The organism is Streptomyces sp. CB01249, assembly GCF_001905735.1.
In the GTDB taxonomy this organism is placed as follows: Bacteria; Actinomycetota; Actinomycetes; order Streptomycetales; family Streptomycetaceae; genus Streptomyces.
On sequence record NZ_LISW01000009.1, the window covers coordinates 254,187 to 270,262 of the forward strand.

Consider the following 16,076-nt stretch of genomic DNA (forward strand, 5'->3'; position numbering starts at 1 on the left):
GTGCTGGATCGCCGTGCAGCGTACTGCGCCCCTCCCCGGCCCCCGTATGACGCAGAGCACCTTCCGGCCGTGGTGTGCGTCATGACCGGCGACACCCCGGGTTCTGAGCGATTGGGAGAGCACACGATGAACCACCCCCGCCCTCTTCCGGGGCTGGACGAGTCCTTCTGGATGGACAGCACCGACGCCCCCGAGCACCCGCGGCTGGCGTCGGACACCGATGCGGACGTCGTCGTGATCGGCGGCGGCATCGCGGGCCTGAGCACGGCGTGGGAGCTCAGCCGGGCGGGCCGGAACGTCGTGGTGCTGGAAGCGGACCGCATCGCCTCCGGGGTGACCGGCTACACGACGGCCAAGGTCTCCGCCCTCCAGTCGCTGGTGTACGCCCGGCTGCGGCGGACCCGGGGCCTGGACGCGACCCTGCTGTACGCGGCCTCGCAGCTGGACGCGGTGGACCGGGTGGCCGGGATCGTGGAGGAGCTGGGGATCGCGTGCGACCTGGAGCGGGTGAGCGCGTACAGCTACGCGGCCGGGCCGGAGTCCCGGCACCTGGTCGAGGCGGAGGCGCGCGCCGCCGCCGACGCGGGGCTCGATGTCGCGTACGTCTCCGAGACGGAACTGCCGTTCGCGGTCGCCGGGGCGGTCCGGGCGGACGGCCAGGCCCAGTTCCACCCGCGCAAGTACCTGCTGGCGCTGGCCCGGGATCTGATCGCGCAGGGGGGCCGGGTCTTCGAGCGCAGCCGGGTGACCGGGCTGTCCGAGGGGACGCCGTGCCGGGTGACCGTCGAGTCGGGGCGGAGTGTGACGGCCCGGGACGTGGTCGTCGCCACGCACTACCCGGTCTTCGACCGCGCGATGCTGTTCGCCCGGCTCTCACCCCGGCGGGAGTTGGTCGTCGCCGCGCCCATCCGGGCGGACCTGGCACCGAAGGGCATGTACATCACCGAGGACGAGGGGAAGCGCTCGGTGCGCTCCACCCCGCTCGACGACGGCCGGCGCCTGCTGATCGTGACCGGGGAGAGCTTCACTCCGGGCACCGGCGACCCGGGCGAGCGATTCCGGCGGCTCGACGCGTGGCTGCACGAGCGGTTCCCGGCGGCGGGCCCGACCGCGTACCGGTGGGCGGCGCAGGACAACGATCCCAGCGATACGGTCCCGTTGATCGGACCGTTCCACCTCGGGGCCCGGCACACCTATGTGGCGACCGGGTTCGGCGGCTGGGGGATGACCGGCGGGGTGCTCGCCGGGCGGCTGCTGACCTCGCTCATCGCGGACGGCGTCCCGCCACTGCCGTGGGCGGAGTTGTACGACCCGAGGCGGCTGGGGAGCGCGGTGCGCGAGGCGGGGTCGCTGCTGGGTGCGCAGGCGGAGGTGGCGAAGCACTTCGTCGGCGACCGGCTGCGCGTCAGCCACCTCGACTCGGTGAGCCAGGTGGTGCCCGGCACGGGGGCGGTGGTCCGGGTGAACGGCCGGCGCTGCGCCGTGTACCGGGAACCGGACGGCTCGGTGCGGGCGGTGTCCGCGCGGTGCACGCATCTGGGGTGCCTGGTGGCGTTCAACGAGGCGGAGACGGCGTGGGAGTGCCCGTGCCACGGTTCGCGCTTCGGGGTCGACGGCTCGGTGCTCCAGGGCCCGGCGGTGCGGCCGCTGGAGGCGCTGGACCTGGACGACAGGCCCTAGCGGCGCGCCATATAGAGGCTGAACGCCTTGTGCAGGACCTTGTTGAGCGGGTAGTCCCACTCGCCGACGTATTCGGCGGCCTGCCCGCCGGTGCCGACCTTGAAGCGGAGCAGCCCGAGCAGGTGATTGGACTCGTCCAGGGTGTCGGTGGTGCCCCGGAAGTCGTAGACGTGCGCGCCCATGGCGTGGGCGTCGCGGATCATCTGCCACTGGATGGCGTTGTTGGGCTGGACCTCGCGCCTGCGGCTGGTGGACGCACCGTACGAGTACCAGACGTGCCCGCCGACGGTGAGCATGGTGGCCGCGGCCAGCACCTCGCCGTCGTGGGCGGCGAGGTAGAGCCGCATCCGGTCGGGGTGCTCGGCGGTGAGCGCCTTCCACATGCGCTGGAAGTACGCCAGGGGGCGGGGGATGAACCGGTCGCGTTCGGCGGTCTCGGTGTAGAGCGCGTAGAAGGTGTCCAGGTCGGCGTAGTCGCCCTGGACGACCTTGACGCCGGCCTTCTCGGCCTTCTTGACATTGCGCCGCCACAGCTGGTTGAACCCGGCCAGGAGGTCGTCGGGCGAGCGGCCGGCCAGGGGCAACTGGAAGACGTGACGCGGCTGTCCGGCGGCGAATCCGTCCTCGCCGTCACCCCCGGAGCGCTGCCAGCCCATGGCCCGCAGACGGTCCGTCAGCGTGAGTGCACGGGGGTCCTGTTCGGTGGGGGCGACCTCGCCGAGGCGGTGGGCGCCGGGGTCGGCGATGGCCTCCTTGACGGTGGCCGCGTCCCAGCGGCGGGCGACGACGGGCGGGCCCATCTTCACGGTGAACGCGCCCTGTGCTTTGAGGTGGTCCAGGAGCGGGTTCAGCCACCGGTCGAGGTCGTCGTCGTACCAGTCGATGACGGGGCCCTCGGGGAGATAGGCGAGGTGGCGCTTGATCTTCGGCAGCGGCCGGTACAGGACCAGAGCGGTGCCGGTGATCCTGCCCGCGCCGTCGAACCAGCCCAGGCTCTCCGCCCGCCAGTCGGGCTTCACCTCGCCCCAGGAGGGGACCTGCATGTGGCTCGCGGACGGCAGAGTGTCGATGTACGCCAGGTGCTCGTCCCGGCTGATCGTCCTCAGGCGGAGGTCCATCGGTCTGCTCCTCGTCCACGGGTCGTGATCCTTCGGCAGCCTACTGGCGGTCGCCGCACCCCACGACGCGAGCGGGCGTTCGAGCGAGACCGCGGCCCCGGGGCAGCAGCGACGCCGGGATCAGCCCGAGCGCGGCGAGCGCCGCCACCGCGGGCAGCGCCTGGGCCGGCGCGAGATCCGCTACGGGGAGGAGCTGATGCCCCGGGCCGGTGACGGCCGACGGGGTGAGCGGCATCAGTCCGGCGGCCACGGCGATCCCGAGGGCGGGGCCGACGTTCATGGCGGTCTGTTTGAGGCCGCCGACCACTCCGGCGTACCCGGGCGGGGCGTCCCCGACGACGGTCCCGGTGGCGGTGACCATGACGGCGGTGAAGCCCGCGCCCAGCACCGCGAGGACGAGGCCGGTCAGCTGCCAGGGGGTCGCCGGGGTCAGCCGGGAGAGGCCGAGGACGGCGAGGACGACGCACAGCTGGCCGGTGATCGCGGTGCGGCGCGGCCCGAACCGGCCGAGCGCCGCCGAGGCCGCGGGCGCTCCGGCGATCATGAGCAGGGTCAGCGGCAGGCAGCGCAGCCCGGTGGTGAGCGGATCGAGGCCGAGCCCCTGCTGCAGGAAGAACGTGACGACGAACAGCGCGCCGAACAGGCCGCCGGAGGTGGTGAGGAGCAGCGCCATGGACGCCATCACGGGCACCGAGCGCGTCACCGCCGACGGCACGACCGGCTGGGCGCTGCGGCGTTCGTACGCGACGAGCCCCGCCCCGAGGAGCACGCTCAGCAGCAGCCCGAGCCCTGTCCGGGTGCCGGTCCAGCCCTCGTCGGGGATCCCGGCCAGGGTGTGGACGAGGGCGGCGAGCGCGGCGGCGAGGAGAACCCCGGAGGTGAGGTCGAACCGCCGGTGCGCGACGGGCGGCACGGCCGGGGTCCGCACGGCGAGGGTGAGCGCGGCGATGGCCAGGGCGGCCGGGATGTTGATCAGGAAGACGGCGCGCCAGCCCCAGTGCGTGACGAGGACTCCGCCGAGCACCGGACCGGCCGCCGCGGCCACCCCGATGGCGCTGGTCCGGAGGGCGACGGCGCGGCCAAGCCGGTCGGCGGGGTAGGCGAGCCTGAGCAGGGCGAGCGTCGCCGGTTGCAGGAGCGCGCCGAACACTCCTTGTGCGGCGCGCAGGGCGATCACGGGGCCGATGCCCTCGGCGATGACGATGCCGGCCGACGCGGCGCCGAAGCCGAGGACGCCGGTGCACAGCAGCCGCCGGTGCCCGTACCGGTCGCCGAGCCGGCCGGCGATCACCAGGAGGGCGGCGACCGCTAGGAGGTAGGCGGTGCTCGTCCACTGGACCTCGGTGACGGTCGCCCCGAGGTCGTCGCGCAGGTCCGGCTGGGCCACGAGCAGCACGGTGCCGTCCAGGGCGACGAGCATCGCGCCCGCCACCGACGCGAGGAGCGCGGCGCGGGACCGTACGGCGGTGGGGGTCACGCGTCCACCCGGCCGAGGTGGGCGTCGAGCACCGCGGTGAGGAGCGGGTCGGGCCCCTCGCCCGCGCCGGGAAAGGCGAGTTGGAGGCTGCCGCTCGCCCGGAGCACGGCGATGCCGTGCAGGTTGGTCCACAGGGCGGCCGCGGTCAGGGCCGCCGGGGGCGGGGCGGAGTCGTACGAGGGTTCGGTGCCGGTCTCCGTGCGGTGGGCGCGGTCCTGGGCGACGAGTTCGACGAGCCGCGCGAACAGCGGGAGGGTCGACTCGCGCAGGCGCGGCCCGCCGGGCGTGTCCGCGTCCGTGTCACTCGCGTGGGCCTCGCTGTCGAGCAGGTCGTGGCGGAACATCAGCTCGAACATGCCGCCGTGCTCCCCCGCGTAGTCCAGGAAGGCGTCGGCGAGGCCCCGCAGCTGCTCGCGCGGTGTCCGGGCCCCTTCGGCCGCCGCCGCGAACCGGGCGGCGAGCTCGGTGAAGCCGCGCCGGGCGATGGCCGAGAGCAGGGCGTGGTGGGTCGGGAAGTAGCGGCGCGGGGCGCCGTGGGAGACCCCGGCGCGGCGGGCGATCTCGCGCAGGCCGAGTGAGGCGGAGCCCTCGGTCATGACGAGGTCGACACCCGCGTCGATCAGGCGTTCACGCAAGGAGTTCGCTGGGGCGACTTGTTCCATAGACACTGTCTACCAGCCATTCGTAGACAGTGTCTACACGCTGCGGTGCCGTGCCACCGCGAGGCACGCGCCCCAATGCCCTCGCCCAAGATGCGGGAGCGGCGGGAGTGAGCAGACTGGGTCCCATGGCAGATCAGCGGCGCTCCCAGGCGGGAACCACGAAAACGGCGACCAAGCGGCACGCCCCGTCCGCACGGGGCCCCGAGCATGCGGCCCGCGCTGCCATCCAGAGCCTGGAGGGTCTCATCGACCACCACGCGGAGGGCGTGTCCGCCGTCCGGCGCACCGACGACGGCTGGTGCGTAGTCGTGGACGTTCTCGAAGTGCCCCGGATTCCGGACACCACGAGCCTCCTCGCCTCCTACGAGGTGCAGCTCGACCGGTCCGGTGAGCTCCTGGAGTACCGCAGGGTCCGCCGGTACCGCCGGGGCGCCGCCGACGAGTGAGCGGCGTCCACTCCCCTGCCGGAAGGACATTCCATGACCGCGACCACCTACTCCGACGAAGTCGTCGCCTGCCCGCCGCGCGCCGGCACCCTGTACGACGTCCTGGAGCTGATCCTCGACCGGGGCATGGTGATCGATGTGTTCATCAGGGTCTCCCTGGTCGGCATCGAGATCCTGAAGATAGACGCGCGCATCGTCGTCGCGAGCGTGGACACATATCTGCGGTTCGCCGAGGCGTGCAACCGACTGGACCTGGAACGGGACTCCGGCAGCACCACGGTTCCGGAGCTGATCGGCGGCGGCGCCGCCAAGTCCATCGGCAAGCGGAAGGTGCGCAGGGCCGCCGAGTCGGTGGGCGACACCGTACGCAAGGCGGTCGGCGGCGACGAGGACGAGCCGGAGGAGCGGCCGAGGAAGCGGCGCGCCCCGGCGCGCGACAGCGAGAGCCGGCGCCGCCGTGCGGAGGCGTGAGCCGTGACAGCCGACGGCGTGTACGTGTACGCGATCACCCGGGCGGGGACCCCGCTCCCGGACGGGCAGGGCGGTGTGGGCAGCCCGCCCGCACGCCTGCGGACCGTCCGGCAGGGGAGGCTCGCAGCGGTCGTCAGCGACGCTCCCCCGGACCTCCGGGCGCGCCGCCGCGATCTGCTCGCCCACCAGGATCTGCTGCTGCGCCTGATGGACGAGGGGCCGGTGCTGCCCATGCGGTTCGGCATGGTGGCCCCCGGCCAGGACACCGTGGAGCGGCAGCTGGCCGCAGGTGAGGACGGTCATCTGGCGGCCCTGAAGCGGCTCGCCGGCTGCCACGAGATCAACGTGAAGGCGCTGGCGGCCGAGGACGCGCTCGCCGACCTGGTCGCCGAGGACGGCACCGTACGCAAGCTGCGGGAGGCCGCGCGCCGGCGTCCGGGCTACGAGGCCAGTCTGCGGCTGGGCGAGGCGGTGGCCGCCTCCCTCGCGCGGCGGGCCGCCGAGGCGGGGCGGCGGGTGCTGCGGGAGCTGACGCCGAGGGCCAGGGCGGTTGCGGCGGGCCCCGAGGTCCAGGGGTGCGCGCTCAATGTGTCGTTCCTGGTGGAGCGCGAGGCCGGTGACGCCTTCCTGGCCGAGGCGCGCCGGTTCGCGGGCGACAACCGCGGCCATGTGGAGCTCCGCCTGGCCGGGCCGCTGCCCTGCTACAGCTTCGTCTCCGCCGAGGCCCGGCCGGCCCCCGTGGGTGGTGGCTGAGATGGGCCTCATCACCGGTCTGCTGACGCTGCCCATCGCACCCGTGCGGGGGGTGGTGTGGGTGGCGGAGAAGCTGAACGACGCCGCAGAGCGGGAACTGCACGATCCCGGCGTACTGCGCACACAACTGGCCGTACTCAACCAGGAGCTGGAGGCCGGAGACATCACGATCGAGGAATTCGAGCGGGAAGAAGAGCGGCTGCTCGACCGGCTGCACGCCGTTCGGGCGCGCCGAGTGCCAGACGATCGAAGGTGACGTGCTCATGGATGACCAGACGAAGGTGACTCTCGCAGCCGCGGTAGTGGGCGGCTATGTGCTGGGCCGGACCAAGAAGGGCCGGATGGCCCTGACCGTCGCGACGTACCTGGCGGGCAGACGGTTCGGGCTCGAACCCCGCCAGCTGGCCGCCGAGGGCATGCGCCGTCTCGGCAGTGTCCCCCAAGTCGCCGAGCTCCAGGAACAGTTGCGGGGCGAGGTCATGGACGCGGGCCGCCAAGCCGTGACGGCGGCTGCGAACCGCAGCATGGCCTCGCTTGCCGACGCGATCGGCGACCGCACCGCCCGGCTCCTGGAGGGCCCGCGCGAAGAGGACGAGGACGAGGACGAGAACGACGACGAGGCGTACGAAGACGAGTACGAGGAGGAACCGGAGGGCGAAGAGGAACCGGACGAGGACGAGGACGAGGGCGAAGAAGAGGCGGAGGAAGAGGAGGAAGAGGAACCGTACGAGGACGAAGAGGACGAGGGCGAAGAGGAAGAGGACGAGGACGGGAGCGAGACCGGCGAGGAGCCCGAGGAGCCCGAGGAGGAGGCTCAGGAAGAACCGCCGTCGAGCCGTCGGCGGGGCGGCAGGGACCGTAAGGCCCCCGAGGCGGCGAAGAAGACTCCGGCCAAGAAGAGTCCGGCCAAGAAGCCGACTGCCAAGAAGTCCGCTCCGGCCAAGAAGGCCGCTCCCGCGAAGAAGACCGCGGCGAAGAAGGCCGCACCCGCGAAGAAGACCGCCCGAGCCAAGAAGTCGGCGCCGAAGAAGTCGGCTCCCGCGAAGAAGACCGCGGCGAAGAAGACCGCTCCGGCCAAGAAGGCCGCGGCGAAGAAGACATCTTCGTCCAAGCGGGCCGCGTCCAAGCGCACCGAACGTCGGAGGTAGTGAGTCATGGCCAGGGCAGATCAGGACGAGCAGGACGAAACACAGGACGAGTCCGGCTCGGAATCGGGCTTCGGCCGGCTCCGGGAGGAGCTCTCCGGCTTCCTCAGCGCGAAGGTGGAGGATCTCGCGGGGAAGGCGAGCGGCAAGCTCACCGACGTCGCGGGCCAGTTGACGGACTCCGCCGAGAGCGGGTCCATGCCGGCCATCGCCTCTCGCGTGCTCCAGGGCGAATCGCCGCTGAAGTCGTTCGTCTCGGAGAAGGCCAAGGGCGTGAAGGACAACGTCACGGAGAAGGCCAAGGAGGCGTTCGGCGGCGGCAAGGGGAAGAGCAAGTCGAGCGGTGGCGGCAAGTCGATGAACATCGTGGAAGTCCTCGACGTCGGCGTGCCCCTGCGTACGGCGTACGACTACTGGACCCAGTACGACAAGTTCAGCAGTTTCGCGAAGGGCGTCCAGGACGTCTCGACGAGCGACGAGGCCACGAGCGACTGGAAGGTCAAGATCGGCCCGTCCTCGCGCAGCTTCAAGGCGACCGTCCAGGAGCAGATCCCCGACGAACGCATCGTCTGGACCTCGGAGGGCTCCAAGGGCACGACGCGCGGTGCCGTCAGCTTCCATGAGCTGACGCCGAACCTGACCCGCATCGTGCTGGTGGTCGAGTACTACCCGTCCGGCTTCTTCGAGAAGACGGGCAACCTCTGGCGGGCCCAGGGGCGCCGCATCCGCCTGGACTTCAAGCACTTCCAGCGTTACGTCACCCTCACCGACGAGGAGCCCGAAGCCTGGCGCGGCGAGATCCGCGACGGCGAGGTCGTCGTCTCCCACGAGGACGCCGTGGCCGAGGAGGAGGAGTCCGAGGGCGACGAGGAACAGCCTGAGGACGAGGACTACGAGGACGAGGCCGAAGGCGAAGACGAAGACGAGGAGGGGGCCGAGGACGAGGACGACGAGGACGAGGACGAGTGGGAGGACGACGAGGAACCGGAAGAGGAACCGGAGGAGGAAGAGGAAGAAGAAGAAGAGGAGGAGCCCGCCCCGAGCAGGCGGCGCGGGCGGAGGTCCCGTCGTGACTGATCTCGACTTCCGGCAGGACGCCGCCTACGCGCCCTCCGGCCCGCAGACGACCAACCTCGCCGACATCCTCGAACGTGTCCTGGACAAGGGCATCGTCATCGCCGGTGACATCAAGATCGATCTGCTGGACATCGAGCTGCTCACCATCCGGTTGCGGCTGTTCGTCGCCTCCGTCGACACGGCGAAGAAGGCCGGGATCGACTGGTGGGAGACCGATCCCGCGCTCAGTTCGCATGCGGCGCGCAACGCGCTGCAGGACGAGAACCGGGAGCTGCGGGCCCGCCTCGACGCCCTTGAGTCAGAGGCGTCCGCGTCATGACCGAGCACGCCCGCTCATCCGCGGACGCCCGTGCCGTGTACGTCTACGCCGTGTGCCGCACCGGGGAGCAGCCGGTCCTCGACGGCCCGGCGGGCGTCACATCCGAGAGCCCGCTGCGCACCCTGGCCCTCGGCCCGGCCCTCACCGCCGTCGTCCAGGCCGTACGGGCGGCCGACTTCACCGACGAGGCGTGGCAGGCCCGGCTCGCCGACGAGCCCGAACTCGAACGGTACGCACGGGCCCATCACGATGTCGTGTGCGCGATGGCCACCCGGTACCCCACGGTGCCCCTCCCGCTGGCCACGCTCTACCACGACGAGGAGAGGGCCCGGGCGGCGCTGGCCAAGGAGGCACGACGCTTCCACGCCGCGCTGGAACGTACGGCGCACCACTCCGAGTGGGGCCTGAAAGTGTACGTGGCCGACGCACCGGCCCGGGAGGCGTCCGAGGCCGCCCCACACAGGCCCGCTCCCGGGGCCGGCCGGGCCTATCTCGACCGGAAGCGGAGCCTGCGGGACCGGCGCGAACGGCACCGGACGGACGGGCTGCGGATCGCCGAGGTGATCGACGCGGACGTCAGCGGCCTGGCCGCCGCCTCGCGCAGGCTGCCCTCGCACGGCCCCCGGGTGCCGGACGAGCGGCGCACGCAGGTGCTCAACGCCACGTATCTGGTGGCCGAGGACCGGGCGGCGGAGCTGGCGCGGCTGGCGCAGAGCCTCCGCGAGCGGACCGGGGCGCAGGTCGAGCTGTCGGGGCCCTGGGTCCCGTACTCCTTCGTCGGTGAGGTGTAGAGGTGGAGCGTTCCGTCGTGCCGTGGGACGAGCCGGAACCGCTGAGCGGGCCGATCGGGGTGCCTCTGGTCGATCTGCTGGACCGGGTGCTGGCGACCGGGGTGGTCATCAGCGGGGACCTGGTCATCGCGATCGCCGATGTGCCTCTCGTACGTCTGTCGCTGCACGCGCTGCTGTCGTCGGTCAGCGAGCGGGTACCGGCGCCCTGGGCCGACGGGGGGCCGCTGTGACGGACGCGCGGGTGGACCTGGACTCCGGGAAGGTGGGCCAGGACCTCGTCACGCTGGTGCTCACCGTGGTGGAACTGCTGCGCCAGCTGATGGAGCGCCAGGCGATCCGCCGCATCGACGAGGGCGACCTCACCGAGGAGCAGACCGAGGAGATCGGCACGACGCTGATGCTCCTGGAGCAGCGGATGACGGAGCTGTGCGAGCAGCACGGGGTGCGGCCCGAGGACCTGAATCTGGACCTCGGGCCGCTGGGGACGCTGCTGCCGCGCGACTGAGCCGCCGCGGGTCTCCCGGGGTGCGGCGATCACCCGAATGGCGGGGGCGCGGGAGCCGGAGGAGAGTGGGATGAGGGGCCGGAACGGCTTCCGCCGGGAAGCCCCCCATCCCACCCCAGCTCTTTTCGTGTGAGGAACTCATGGCGACCAACGAAAGCGGCGGCACCCAGCTGGACGGCGGTGCGGCGGGCGGCACGCGAGGGACGACGACCATCGCGGACAACGTGGTGTCGACCATCGCCGGCATCGCGGTGCGGGAGACCGACGGGGTCACGTCCGTCGGCAAGGGCCCGTCGCGAGCGATCGGAGCCGTCAAGGACAAGGTCTCCCGCTCCAATGACCCGGGGCGGGGCGTCAAGGTGGAGGTCGGCGAGAAGCAGACCGCCATCGACGTCGACATCGTCGTGGAGTACGGCGCCCCCATCCTGGACACCGCCCGCAGCCTCCGTACGAACGTCACGGACGCGGTCGAGACGATGACCGGTCTCGAAGTGGTCGAGATCAACATCAACGTCACCGACGTCCATGTGCCGGGTTCGGACGACGACGAGGACGAGGACGAGTCGTCCTCGCGTCGCGTCCAGTGACGAGGCCCGGCGACCCCGTGGGGGTCCTAGTCCTCGGTGAGGATGCCTTCGCGGAGCTTGCCCAGTATGCGGGCGATCAGCCGTGAGACATGCATCTGGGAGAGACCGAGACGTTCACCTATCTGGGACTGCGTCATCTCCTCGCCGAAGCGCATCTGGACGATGGCGCGCTCCCGCTCGTCCAGCGTCTCCAGCAGGGGCGCCAGGGCGTGCAGGTTCTCGACCAGTTCGATGCCCGGGTCGCACTCGCCGGTGATGTCCGCGTGGGTGCGGCTCACCCCGCTGGGGCTGTCGGACTCCGCCCCGTCGAGGGGTACGTCCAATGAGTGCGCGGTGTAGCCGTTCGAGGCGACCAGGCCCTCGATGACCTCCTCCTCGCTGATGCCGAGCTTTTCGGCGAGTTCGGCGACGGTGGCCTCCCGGCCGAGCGAGGTGGCCAGTTCCTCCTTGGCCTTGGCGAGGGTGACCCGGAGCTCCTGGAGCCGCCGGGGGACGTGGACGGACCAGGTGGTGTCCCGGAAGAAGCGTTTGATCTCACCGACGATGTAGGGAATGGCGAATGAGGTGAATTCGACTTCCCTGGTGAGTTCGAAGCGGTCGATGGCCTTGATCAGGCCGATGGTGCCCACCTGGATGATGTCCTCCATCTGGCCGTTGCCGCGGTTGCGGTAGCGGGCCGCGGCGAAGTGCACCAGGGTGAGGTTCATCTCGATGAGCGTATTGCGGGCGTACTGATACTCGGCCGTGCCCTCTTCGAGGGTTTGCAACCGGTCGAAGAACAGCTTGCTGAGTGCCCGGGCGTCCTTGGGCGCGACCTTCAACGGGTCAGCGATCTCGGGGAGTTCGGCCGGCGCACCTGTCGTGGTCCCCGGCACCTGCGCAGATACGGATGTCGGCATGGCGATCATTCCTTCCGTCGGACAGCGGCTGCTTACGCATGCGCGAAGCTGCGACTACCCGGAGCCATGCGTTCCACACACGTGTGCGACAAGATCCTTGGCGGGTCCGTCAGCTGACATGGTGTCGGTGGCGCCTGGGCACCAGCATTCGGAATCTCCTTCCCGTCCCTCCCCCGGAAAAGTCAGGGGTTTTTCAGGAATACAGGGAGGGGGCCGGGGCAACTGATGCTTCGGAGGTTGATACCCATGGTTCCCGTGATTCTGGTTCTTCTGCTTGCGCTCATTCTCTTCGGGGCGGGTTTCGCCCTGAAGGCCCTGTGGTGGATAGCCATCGCCGTACTTGTGGTGTGGCTGCTCGGGTTCGTCGTCCGGCCTGCGGGCGGCGGCGGGAAGCGAGGTCGCTGGTACCGCTGGTAGATCTGACCGGGCGATACGTCGCAGCGGCACATAAAGTGAGGGTCGGCCGGGAATTTCCCGGCCGACCCTCACTTTTTCGTATGGCTTTCCTACGGTGCGCACACATCTGCCGGGCGGTCGATATTCCCATGACTCACTCCCCCACCAGTGACGGCGAGCGGCTGATGCACGGGTTTCTGGCGGAGGTGCATGCCACCGCCCCGACCGACCTGCCGGCTCTGGTCAACCGGTACGCCGGTCTGCTGGGCCTGCGCCGGGTGGAGATCTACATCGTCGACCTCCAGCAGCAGCGCCTCTCCCCGCTCTCCGGCGAGGCGCAGCTCCACGTGGACGCGTCCCTGGCCGGTTCGGCCTTCCGCTCGCTGGCCCTGCGCGTCGAGTCGACGGAGACCGAGACGCTGATCGCCTGGCTGCCGCTGGTGGACGGGGTGGAGCGGCTGGGGGTCATCGGTGTCCAGGTGGACGCGCTGGACCGGACGCTGCTGGAACGGTGCGCGAGTCTGGCGTCCGTCCTGGCGATGGCGATCACGTCGAAGCGCGCGTTCAGCGACCGGTTCGTGGAGCGGGCGCGTACGGAGACGATGACGCTGCCCGCCGAGATGGTGCGGACCCTGCTGCCACCGCGCGCGATCGGTGAGGACCGGGCGCTGTCCACGGCGGTGCTGGAACCGGCGTACGAACTGGGCGGCGACGCCTTCGACCACGCGCTGACGGAGTCGACGCTGCACGCGGTCATCCTCGACGCGATGGGTCACAATCTGGCGTCCGGGCTGACCAGCGCGATCGCCATCGCCGGCTGCCGCAGCGCCCGGCGCAGGGGGGCGGGGCTGCGGGAACTCGTCAGGACGGTGGACGACGCGCTGGCCGAGTGGCTGCCCGATCAGTTCTGCACCGGCGTCGCCCTGCAACTGGACATGTCCAGCGGCGTCCTGAGCTGGATCAACTGCGGTCACCCGCCGCCGCTGCTGATCCGCGAGAACCGCGTCCTGGACAACGCCCTCGACCGCCCCGGCGAACCGCCCCTCGGCACCCCGGGCCTGATCTGCGAGGCGGAACGGGTGGTCCACGAGGTGCCCCTGCTGCCCGGTGACCGGATCCTGCTGTACTCGGACGGGGTGACCGAGGCCCGCATGGCGGACGGCACCCAGTTCGGCCTGAACCGCTTCACGGCCTCGATCATCCGCGCCACGGCCGCCGGGGAGCCCGCTTCGGAGGCCCTGCGGCAGCTCATCCACTCCATCCGGGAGTACCAGCACGACCGGCTGAGCGACGACGCCACGATCATGATGCTGGAGTGGCACCCGACCCCCCGGCAGCCCGCCGCAGCAGCCGGGTGAACACCGCGTGGCCGAGTGCCACCGTGCTCAGGCCGAACATCAGGACGCCCAGCGGGACATGCCACGCCGCCTCGTGTGCGATGCCCAGCACCACCTGCACCGAGGCGAGGACGAGGAAGCCGGTCGCGTACAGGATGGGACGGGGCGATCCGCCGCCCGGCCGCCAGGCCAGGACCGCCGCCAGCACGTAGAGCATCGACGCCCCGTACATCACGCGCGCGCCGACGCCGTGCAGGGTCTCTCCGTAAGAGGTGGAGAGCAGCAGCCCCGCGGTGACCGCCTGGAAGAAGATGGCCAGGGTCTGCAGGGCGAGGGAGACCTCGACGAAGGTGGTACGGACCCGGGCGGGCGCCGTCGCGGGCGTGGTGCTGCTCGGTGCTGCCATCGTCGGTGCGGCCATGACGTGGTCCTCTCTTCTGCCTCGCGGCGGTGGATCGGTACTGTCTCGTCGGTCCGACGACGTAGATCCACGGAATGTGAGGCCGCCGGCCGCCTCACATTCCGGCGGGCTGTTCCGTCGGACCGTCAGCAGCGGAAACGCACGACGACAACCAGGGGCGGTCACGTACATGAGCACACCTTCCGAGCCGGACCTGAGCGCCGTGATCGGCGAGCGGCGTCAGCTGATGAACCTCGCCTACCGGATGCTCGGTTCGGTCGCCGAGGCGGAGGACGCCGTACAGGAGACGTACGCCCGGTGGTACGCGATGTCACCGGAGCAGCGGGACGCCATCGCGTCGCCCGGGGCGTGGCTCACGACGGTGGCCAGCCGGGTCTGCCTCGACGTCCTGGGCTCGGCGCGGGTCAGGCGGGAGCGTTACGTCGGCGAGTGGATACCGGAGCCGCTGCCGGACCGCTCCGAGTGGACCGGCGGGCGCGCCGACGGCGGCCGCGACGACCGGGCGGACCCGGCGGACCGGGTCACCCTGGACGAGTCCGTGAACATGGCCTTCCTGGTGGTGCTGGAGTCCATGACCCCGGCCGAGCGGGTGACGTTCATCCTGCACGACGTGTTCCGGTACCCCTTCGCGGAGGTGGCGGACATCGTCGGCCGGAGCGCCCCGGCCTGCCGTCAGCTCGCCGCGTCGGCCCGCCGCCGCCTCCGGGACGCCCGCGCCGAGGCGGCCCCGGCGACCGGACAGGCGGCCCTGGTGCGGGAGTTCAAGGACGCCTGGGAGGCCAAGGACATCGGGGCGCTCATCGCCCTCCTCGACCCGGAGGCCGCGATGGTCACCGACGGCGGCGGGCTGGCCGGGGCGGCCCTGCGCCCGGTCGAGGGCGCCGAGCGGGTCGCCCAGTACCTGGTCCACTTCGCGGACAAGGTGCCCGAGCTCCTGCTGCTGGAACGCACGGTGAACGGACGGCCCGGCCTGGTCGCCCAGCACGCCGGAATCACCGTCACCGTGGCCGCGTTCGGCCTCGCCGGGGACCGTGTGCACCGCATCTGGGCGGTCCGCAACCCGGAGAAGCTGCGGACCTGGCCCGGGCACGGCGGGTCCGGGGCGGCGCCTCGGTCCTGGGGCGGGTAGGTCGGCCGGCCGGCCGTTCCCGCTGGGTACGCTCGTTTCGATGAGCGATGACTACCCCGTACGGGCCGCCGCCCGCTCCCGGACGCTGGCGGAGCTCGACGGGCGGCTGGTCACGTGCCGTGCCTGTCCCCGGCTCGTGGAGTGGCGCGAGGAGACCGCCCGTATCAAGCGCCCCGCGTTCCGCGACTGGGAGTACTGGGCGCGTCCCGTACCGGGCTTCGGCCCTCCGGACGCCGCCCTGGCCGTCACGGGGCTGGCGCCCGCCGCGCACGGCGGGAACCGGACCGGCAGGATGTTCACCGGCGACCGGGCCGGTGACCTGCTGTACGCCACGCTGTACGAGTTGGGGCTCGCCTCCCGGTCCACGGTGACGGACCTGGCCGACGGGCTCGAACTGTACGGGGTCCGGGTGACGTCCCCCGTGCACTGCGCGCCGCCCGCCAACCGCCCCACGCCGGGGGAACGGGACACGTGCCGGCCGTGGCTGGCCCGGGAGCTCCGGTTGCTGCGGCCCACGGTGCGGTCGGTCGTCGTACTCGGCGGCTTCGGCTGGCAGGCGACCCTTGCCGCCCTGGAACGAGCCGGGTGGCGGATCCCCCGGCCCCGGCCGGTGTTCGGCCACGGCGCCCGTACGGTGCTGGAACCGGCCGACGAGGCGGACGGCCCGCTGACAGTGTTCGGCTGCTACCACGTCAGCCAGCGCAACGTCTTCACCGGCCGGCTCACCCCGGCGATGCTCCGCGAGGTGCTGGCCGAGGCGGCGGAGACGGCCGGGCTGCCGGTGGTCCGGCCGGATCCGGAGTGACCTGGCGACAGGATTTTTTGCCAGATCATCAGATTGGGATCACAGAAAATCGAGCAGG

Annotated in this window: 21 protein-coding genes; 16 read left to right on the forward strand and 5 right to left on the reverse strand. The window is 71.5% G+C overall.

All coding sequences use genetic code 11. From position 1 onward, the window contains the following. The first annotated feature begins 126 nt into the window (after positions 1-126). Positions 127-1,680 (forward strand): FAD-dependent oxidoreductase, encoded by a 1,554-nt coding sequence (locus AMK18_RS31235; RefSeq protein ID WP_073865442.1) that lies wholly within the window; start codon positions 127-129, stop codon positions 1,678-1,680. Here the strand turns inward: AMK18_RS31235 and AMK18_RS31240 are convergent. From AMK18_RS31240 to AMK18_RS31250, 3 genes are read right to left on the reverse strand one after another with little or no spacing between them, the layout of a single operon-like run. Next, positions 1,677-2,798, reverse strand: a complete 1,122-nt coding sequence (locus tag AMK18_RS31240; protein WP_073865443.1) for a lipid II:glycine glycyltransferase FemX — start codon at positions 2,796-2,798, stop codon at positions 1,677-1,679. The two genes, AMK18_RS31235 and AMK18_RS31240, sit on opposite strands and share 4 nt — an antisense overlap. A gap of 40 nt (positions 2,799-2,838) precedes the next feature. Next, entirely contained in the window at positions 2,839-4,275 is a 1,437-nt protein-coding gene (locus tag AMK18_RS31245) for an MFS transporter (protein WP_073865444.1), read from the reverse strand. Continuing rightward, positions 4,272-4,937 carry a TetR/AcrR family transcriptional regulator gene (locus AMK18_RS31250; RefSeq protein ID WP_073865445.1) on the reverse strand — a complete coding sequence of 222 codons (666 nt, stop codon included), beginning with the start codon at positions 4,935-4,937 and terminating at the stop codon, positions 4,272-4,274. The genes AMK18_RS31245 and AMK18_RS31250 overlap by 4 nt, the downstream gene beginning before the upstream one ends. A 125-nt stretch (positions 4,938-5,062) precedes the next feature. Here AMK18_RS31250 and AMK18_RS31255 point away from each other — a divergent pair, with 125 nt between their 5' ends. The 11 genes from AMK18_RS31255 (at position 5,063) to AMK18_RS31305 (ending at position 11,031) form a co-directional block, all read left to right on the forward strand. Next, positions 5,063-5,383: a gas vesicle protein GvpO gene (locus AMK18_RS31255; RefSeq protein ID WP_073865446.1), complete on the forward strand. Its 321-nt coding sequence runs from the start codon at positions 5,063-5,065 to the stop codon at positions 5,381-5,383. A 33-nt stretch (positions 5,384-5,416) separates the two neighbouring features. Then, positions 5,417-5,854, forward strand: a complete 438-nt coding sequence (locus AMK18_RS31260; RefSeq protein WP_073865447.1) for a gas vesicle structural protein GvpA — start codon at positions 5,417-5,419, stop codon at positions 5,852-5,854. 3 nt (positions 5,855-5,857) lie between these two features. Continuing rightward, positions 5,858-6,607, forward strand: a complete 750-nt coding sequence (locus AMK18_RS31265; protein ID WP_073865448.1) for a GvpL/GvpF family gas vesicle protein — start codon at positions 5,858-5,860, stop codon at positions 6,605-6,607. Between the two features lies 1 nt (position 6,608). Continuing rightward, entirely contained in the window at positions 6,609-6,863 is a 255-nt protein-coding gene (locus tag AMK18_RS31270; RefSeq protein WP_073865449.1) for a gas vesicle protein GvpG, read from the forward strand. 7 nt (positions 6,864-6,870) lie between these two features. After that, a complete protein-coding gene (locus tag AMK18_RS31275; RefSeq protein ID WP_073865629.1) occupies positions 6,871-7,755 on the forward strand; it encodes a histone protein in 885 nt (294 codons plus the stop codon). Between the two features lie 6 nt (positions 7,756-7,761). After that, the gene (locus AMK18_RS31280; RefSeq protein WP_073865450.1) at positions 7,762-8,829 is read left to right on the forward strand and encodes an SRPBCC family protein; all 1,068 of its coding nucleotides are present in this window, start codon (positions 7,762-7,764) and stop codon (positions 8,827-8,829) included. After that, entirely contained in the window at positions 8,822-9,148 is a 327-nt protein-coding gene (locus tag AMK18_RS31285) for a gas vesicle protein (RefSeq protein WP_073865451.1), read from the forward strand. The genes AMK18_RS31280 and AMK18_RS31285 overlap by 8 nt, the downstream gene beginning before the upstream one ends. Continuing rightward, positions 9,145-9,939, forward strand: a complete 795-nt coding sequence (locus AMK18_RS31290; RefSeq protein WP_073865452.1) for a GvpL/GvpF family gas vesicle protein — start codon at positions 9,145-9,147, stop codon at positions 9,937-9,939. Before AMK18_RS31285 ends, AMK18_RS31290 begins: the two co-directional genes overlap by 4 nt. Positions 9,940-9,941: 2 nt before the next feature. Continuing rightward, complete coding sequence (locus tag AMK18_RS31295) at positions 9,942-10,169, forward strand: gas vesicle protein (RefSeq protein WP_073865453.1); 228 nt, start codon at positions 9,942-9,944, stop codon at positions 10,167-10,169. Continuing rightward, on the forward strand, positions 10,166-10,444 hold the full coding sequence (locus AMK18_RS31300; protein WP_073865454.1) for a gas vesicle protein K: 279 nt from the start codon (positions 10,166-10,168) through the stop codon (positions 10,442-10,444). The genes AMK18_RS31295 and AMK18_RS31300 overlap by 4 nt, the downstream gene beginning before the upstream one ends. A gap of 140 nt (positions 10,445-10,584) precedes the next feature. Next, positions 10,585-11,031, forward strand: a complete 447-nt coding sequence (locus AMK18_RS31305) for an Asp23/Gls24 family envelope stress response protein (protein ID WP_073865455.1) — start codon at positions 10,585-10,587, stop codon at positions 11,029-11,031. Positions 11,032-11,057: 26 nt separating this feature from the next. Here the strand turns inward: AMK18_RS31305 and AMK18_RS31310 are convergent, their stop codons facing one another. Beyond that, complete coding sequence (locus AMK18_RS31310) at positions 11,058-11,939, reverse strand: RNA polymerase sigma factor SigF (RefSeq protein WP_073865456.1); 882 nt, start codon at positions 11,937-11,939, stop codon at positions 11,058-11,060. 237 nt (positions 11,940-12,176) lie between these two features. Here AMK18_RS31310 and AMK18_RS31315 point away from each other — a divergent pair, with 237 nt between their 5' ends. Further along, a complete protein-coding gene (locus AMK18_RS31315; RefSeq protein ID WP_026171501.1) occupies positions 12,177-12,347 on the forward strand; it encodes a hypothetical protein in 171 nt (56 codons plus the stop codon). A gap of 128 nt (positions 12,348-12,475) precedes the next feature. Then, a complete protein-coding gene (locus AMK18_RS31320) occupies positions 12,476-13,684 on the forward strand; it encodes a PP2C family protein-serine/threonine phosphatase (RefSeq protein ID WP_073865457.1) in 1,209 nt (402 codons plus the stop codon). Here the strand turns inward: AMK18_RS31320 and AMK18_RS31325 are convergent. Beyond that, the gene (locus AMK18_RS31325) at positions 13,629-14,084 is read right to left on the reverse strand and encodes a hypothetical protein (protein ID WP_073865458.1); all 456 of its coding nucleotides are present in this window, start codon (positions 14,082-14,084) and stop codon (positions 13,629-13,631) included. The genes AMK18_RS31320 and AMK18_RS31325 overlap by 56 nt on opposite strands. 169 nt (positions 14,085-14,253) lie before the next feature. On the opposite strand from AMK18_RS31325, the gene sigJ reads away from it, so the two are divergent. Both sigJ and AMK18_RS31335 read left to right on the forward strand, forming a co-directional pair. After that, positions 14,254-15,213: an RNA polymerase sigma factor SigJ gene (sigJ, locus tag AMK18_RS31330; RefSeq protein WP_073865459.1), complete on the forward strand. Its 960-nt coding sequence runs from the start codon at positions 14,254-14,256 to the stop codon at positions 15,211-15,213. A gap of 40 nt (positions 15,214-15,253) precedes the next feature. Continuing rightward, entirely contained in the window at positions 15,254-16,018 is a 765-nt protein-coding gene (locus AMK18_RS31335; RefSeq protein ID WP_073865460.1) for a uracil-DNA glycosylase, read from the forward strand. The last annotated feature ends 58 nt before the right edge of the window (positions 16,019-16,076 follow it).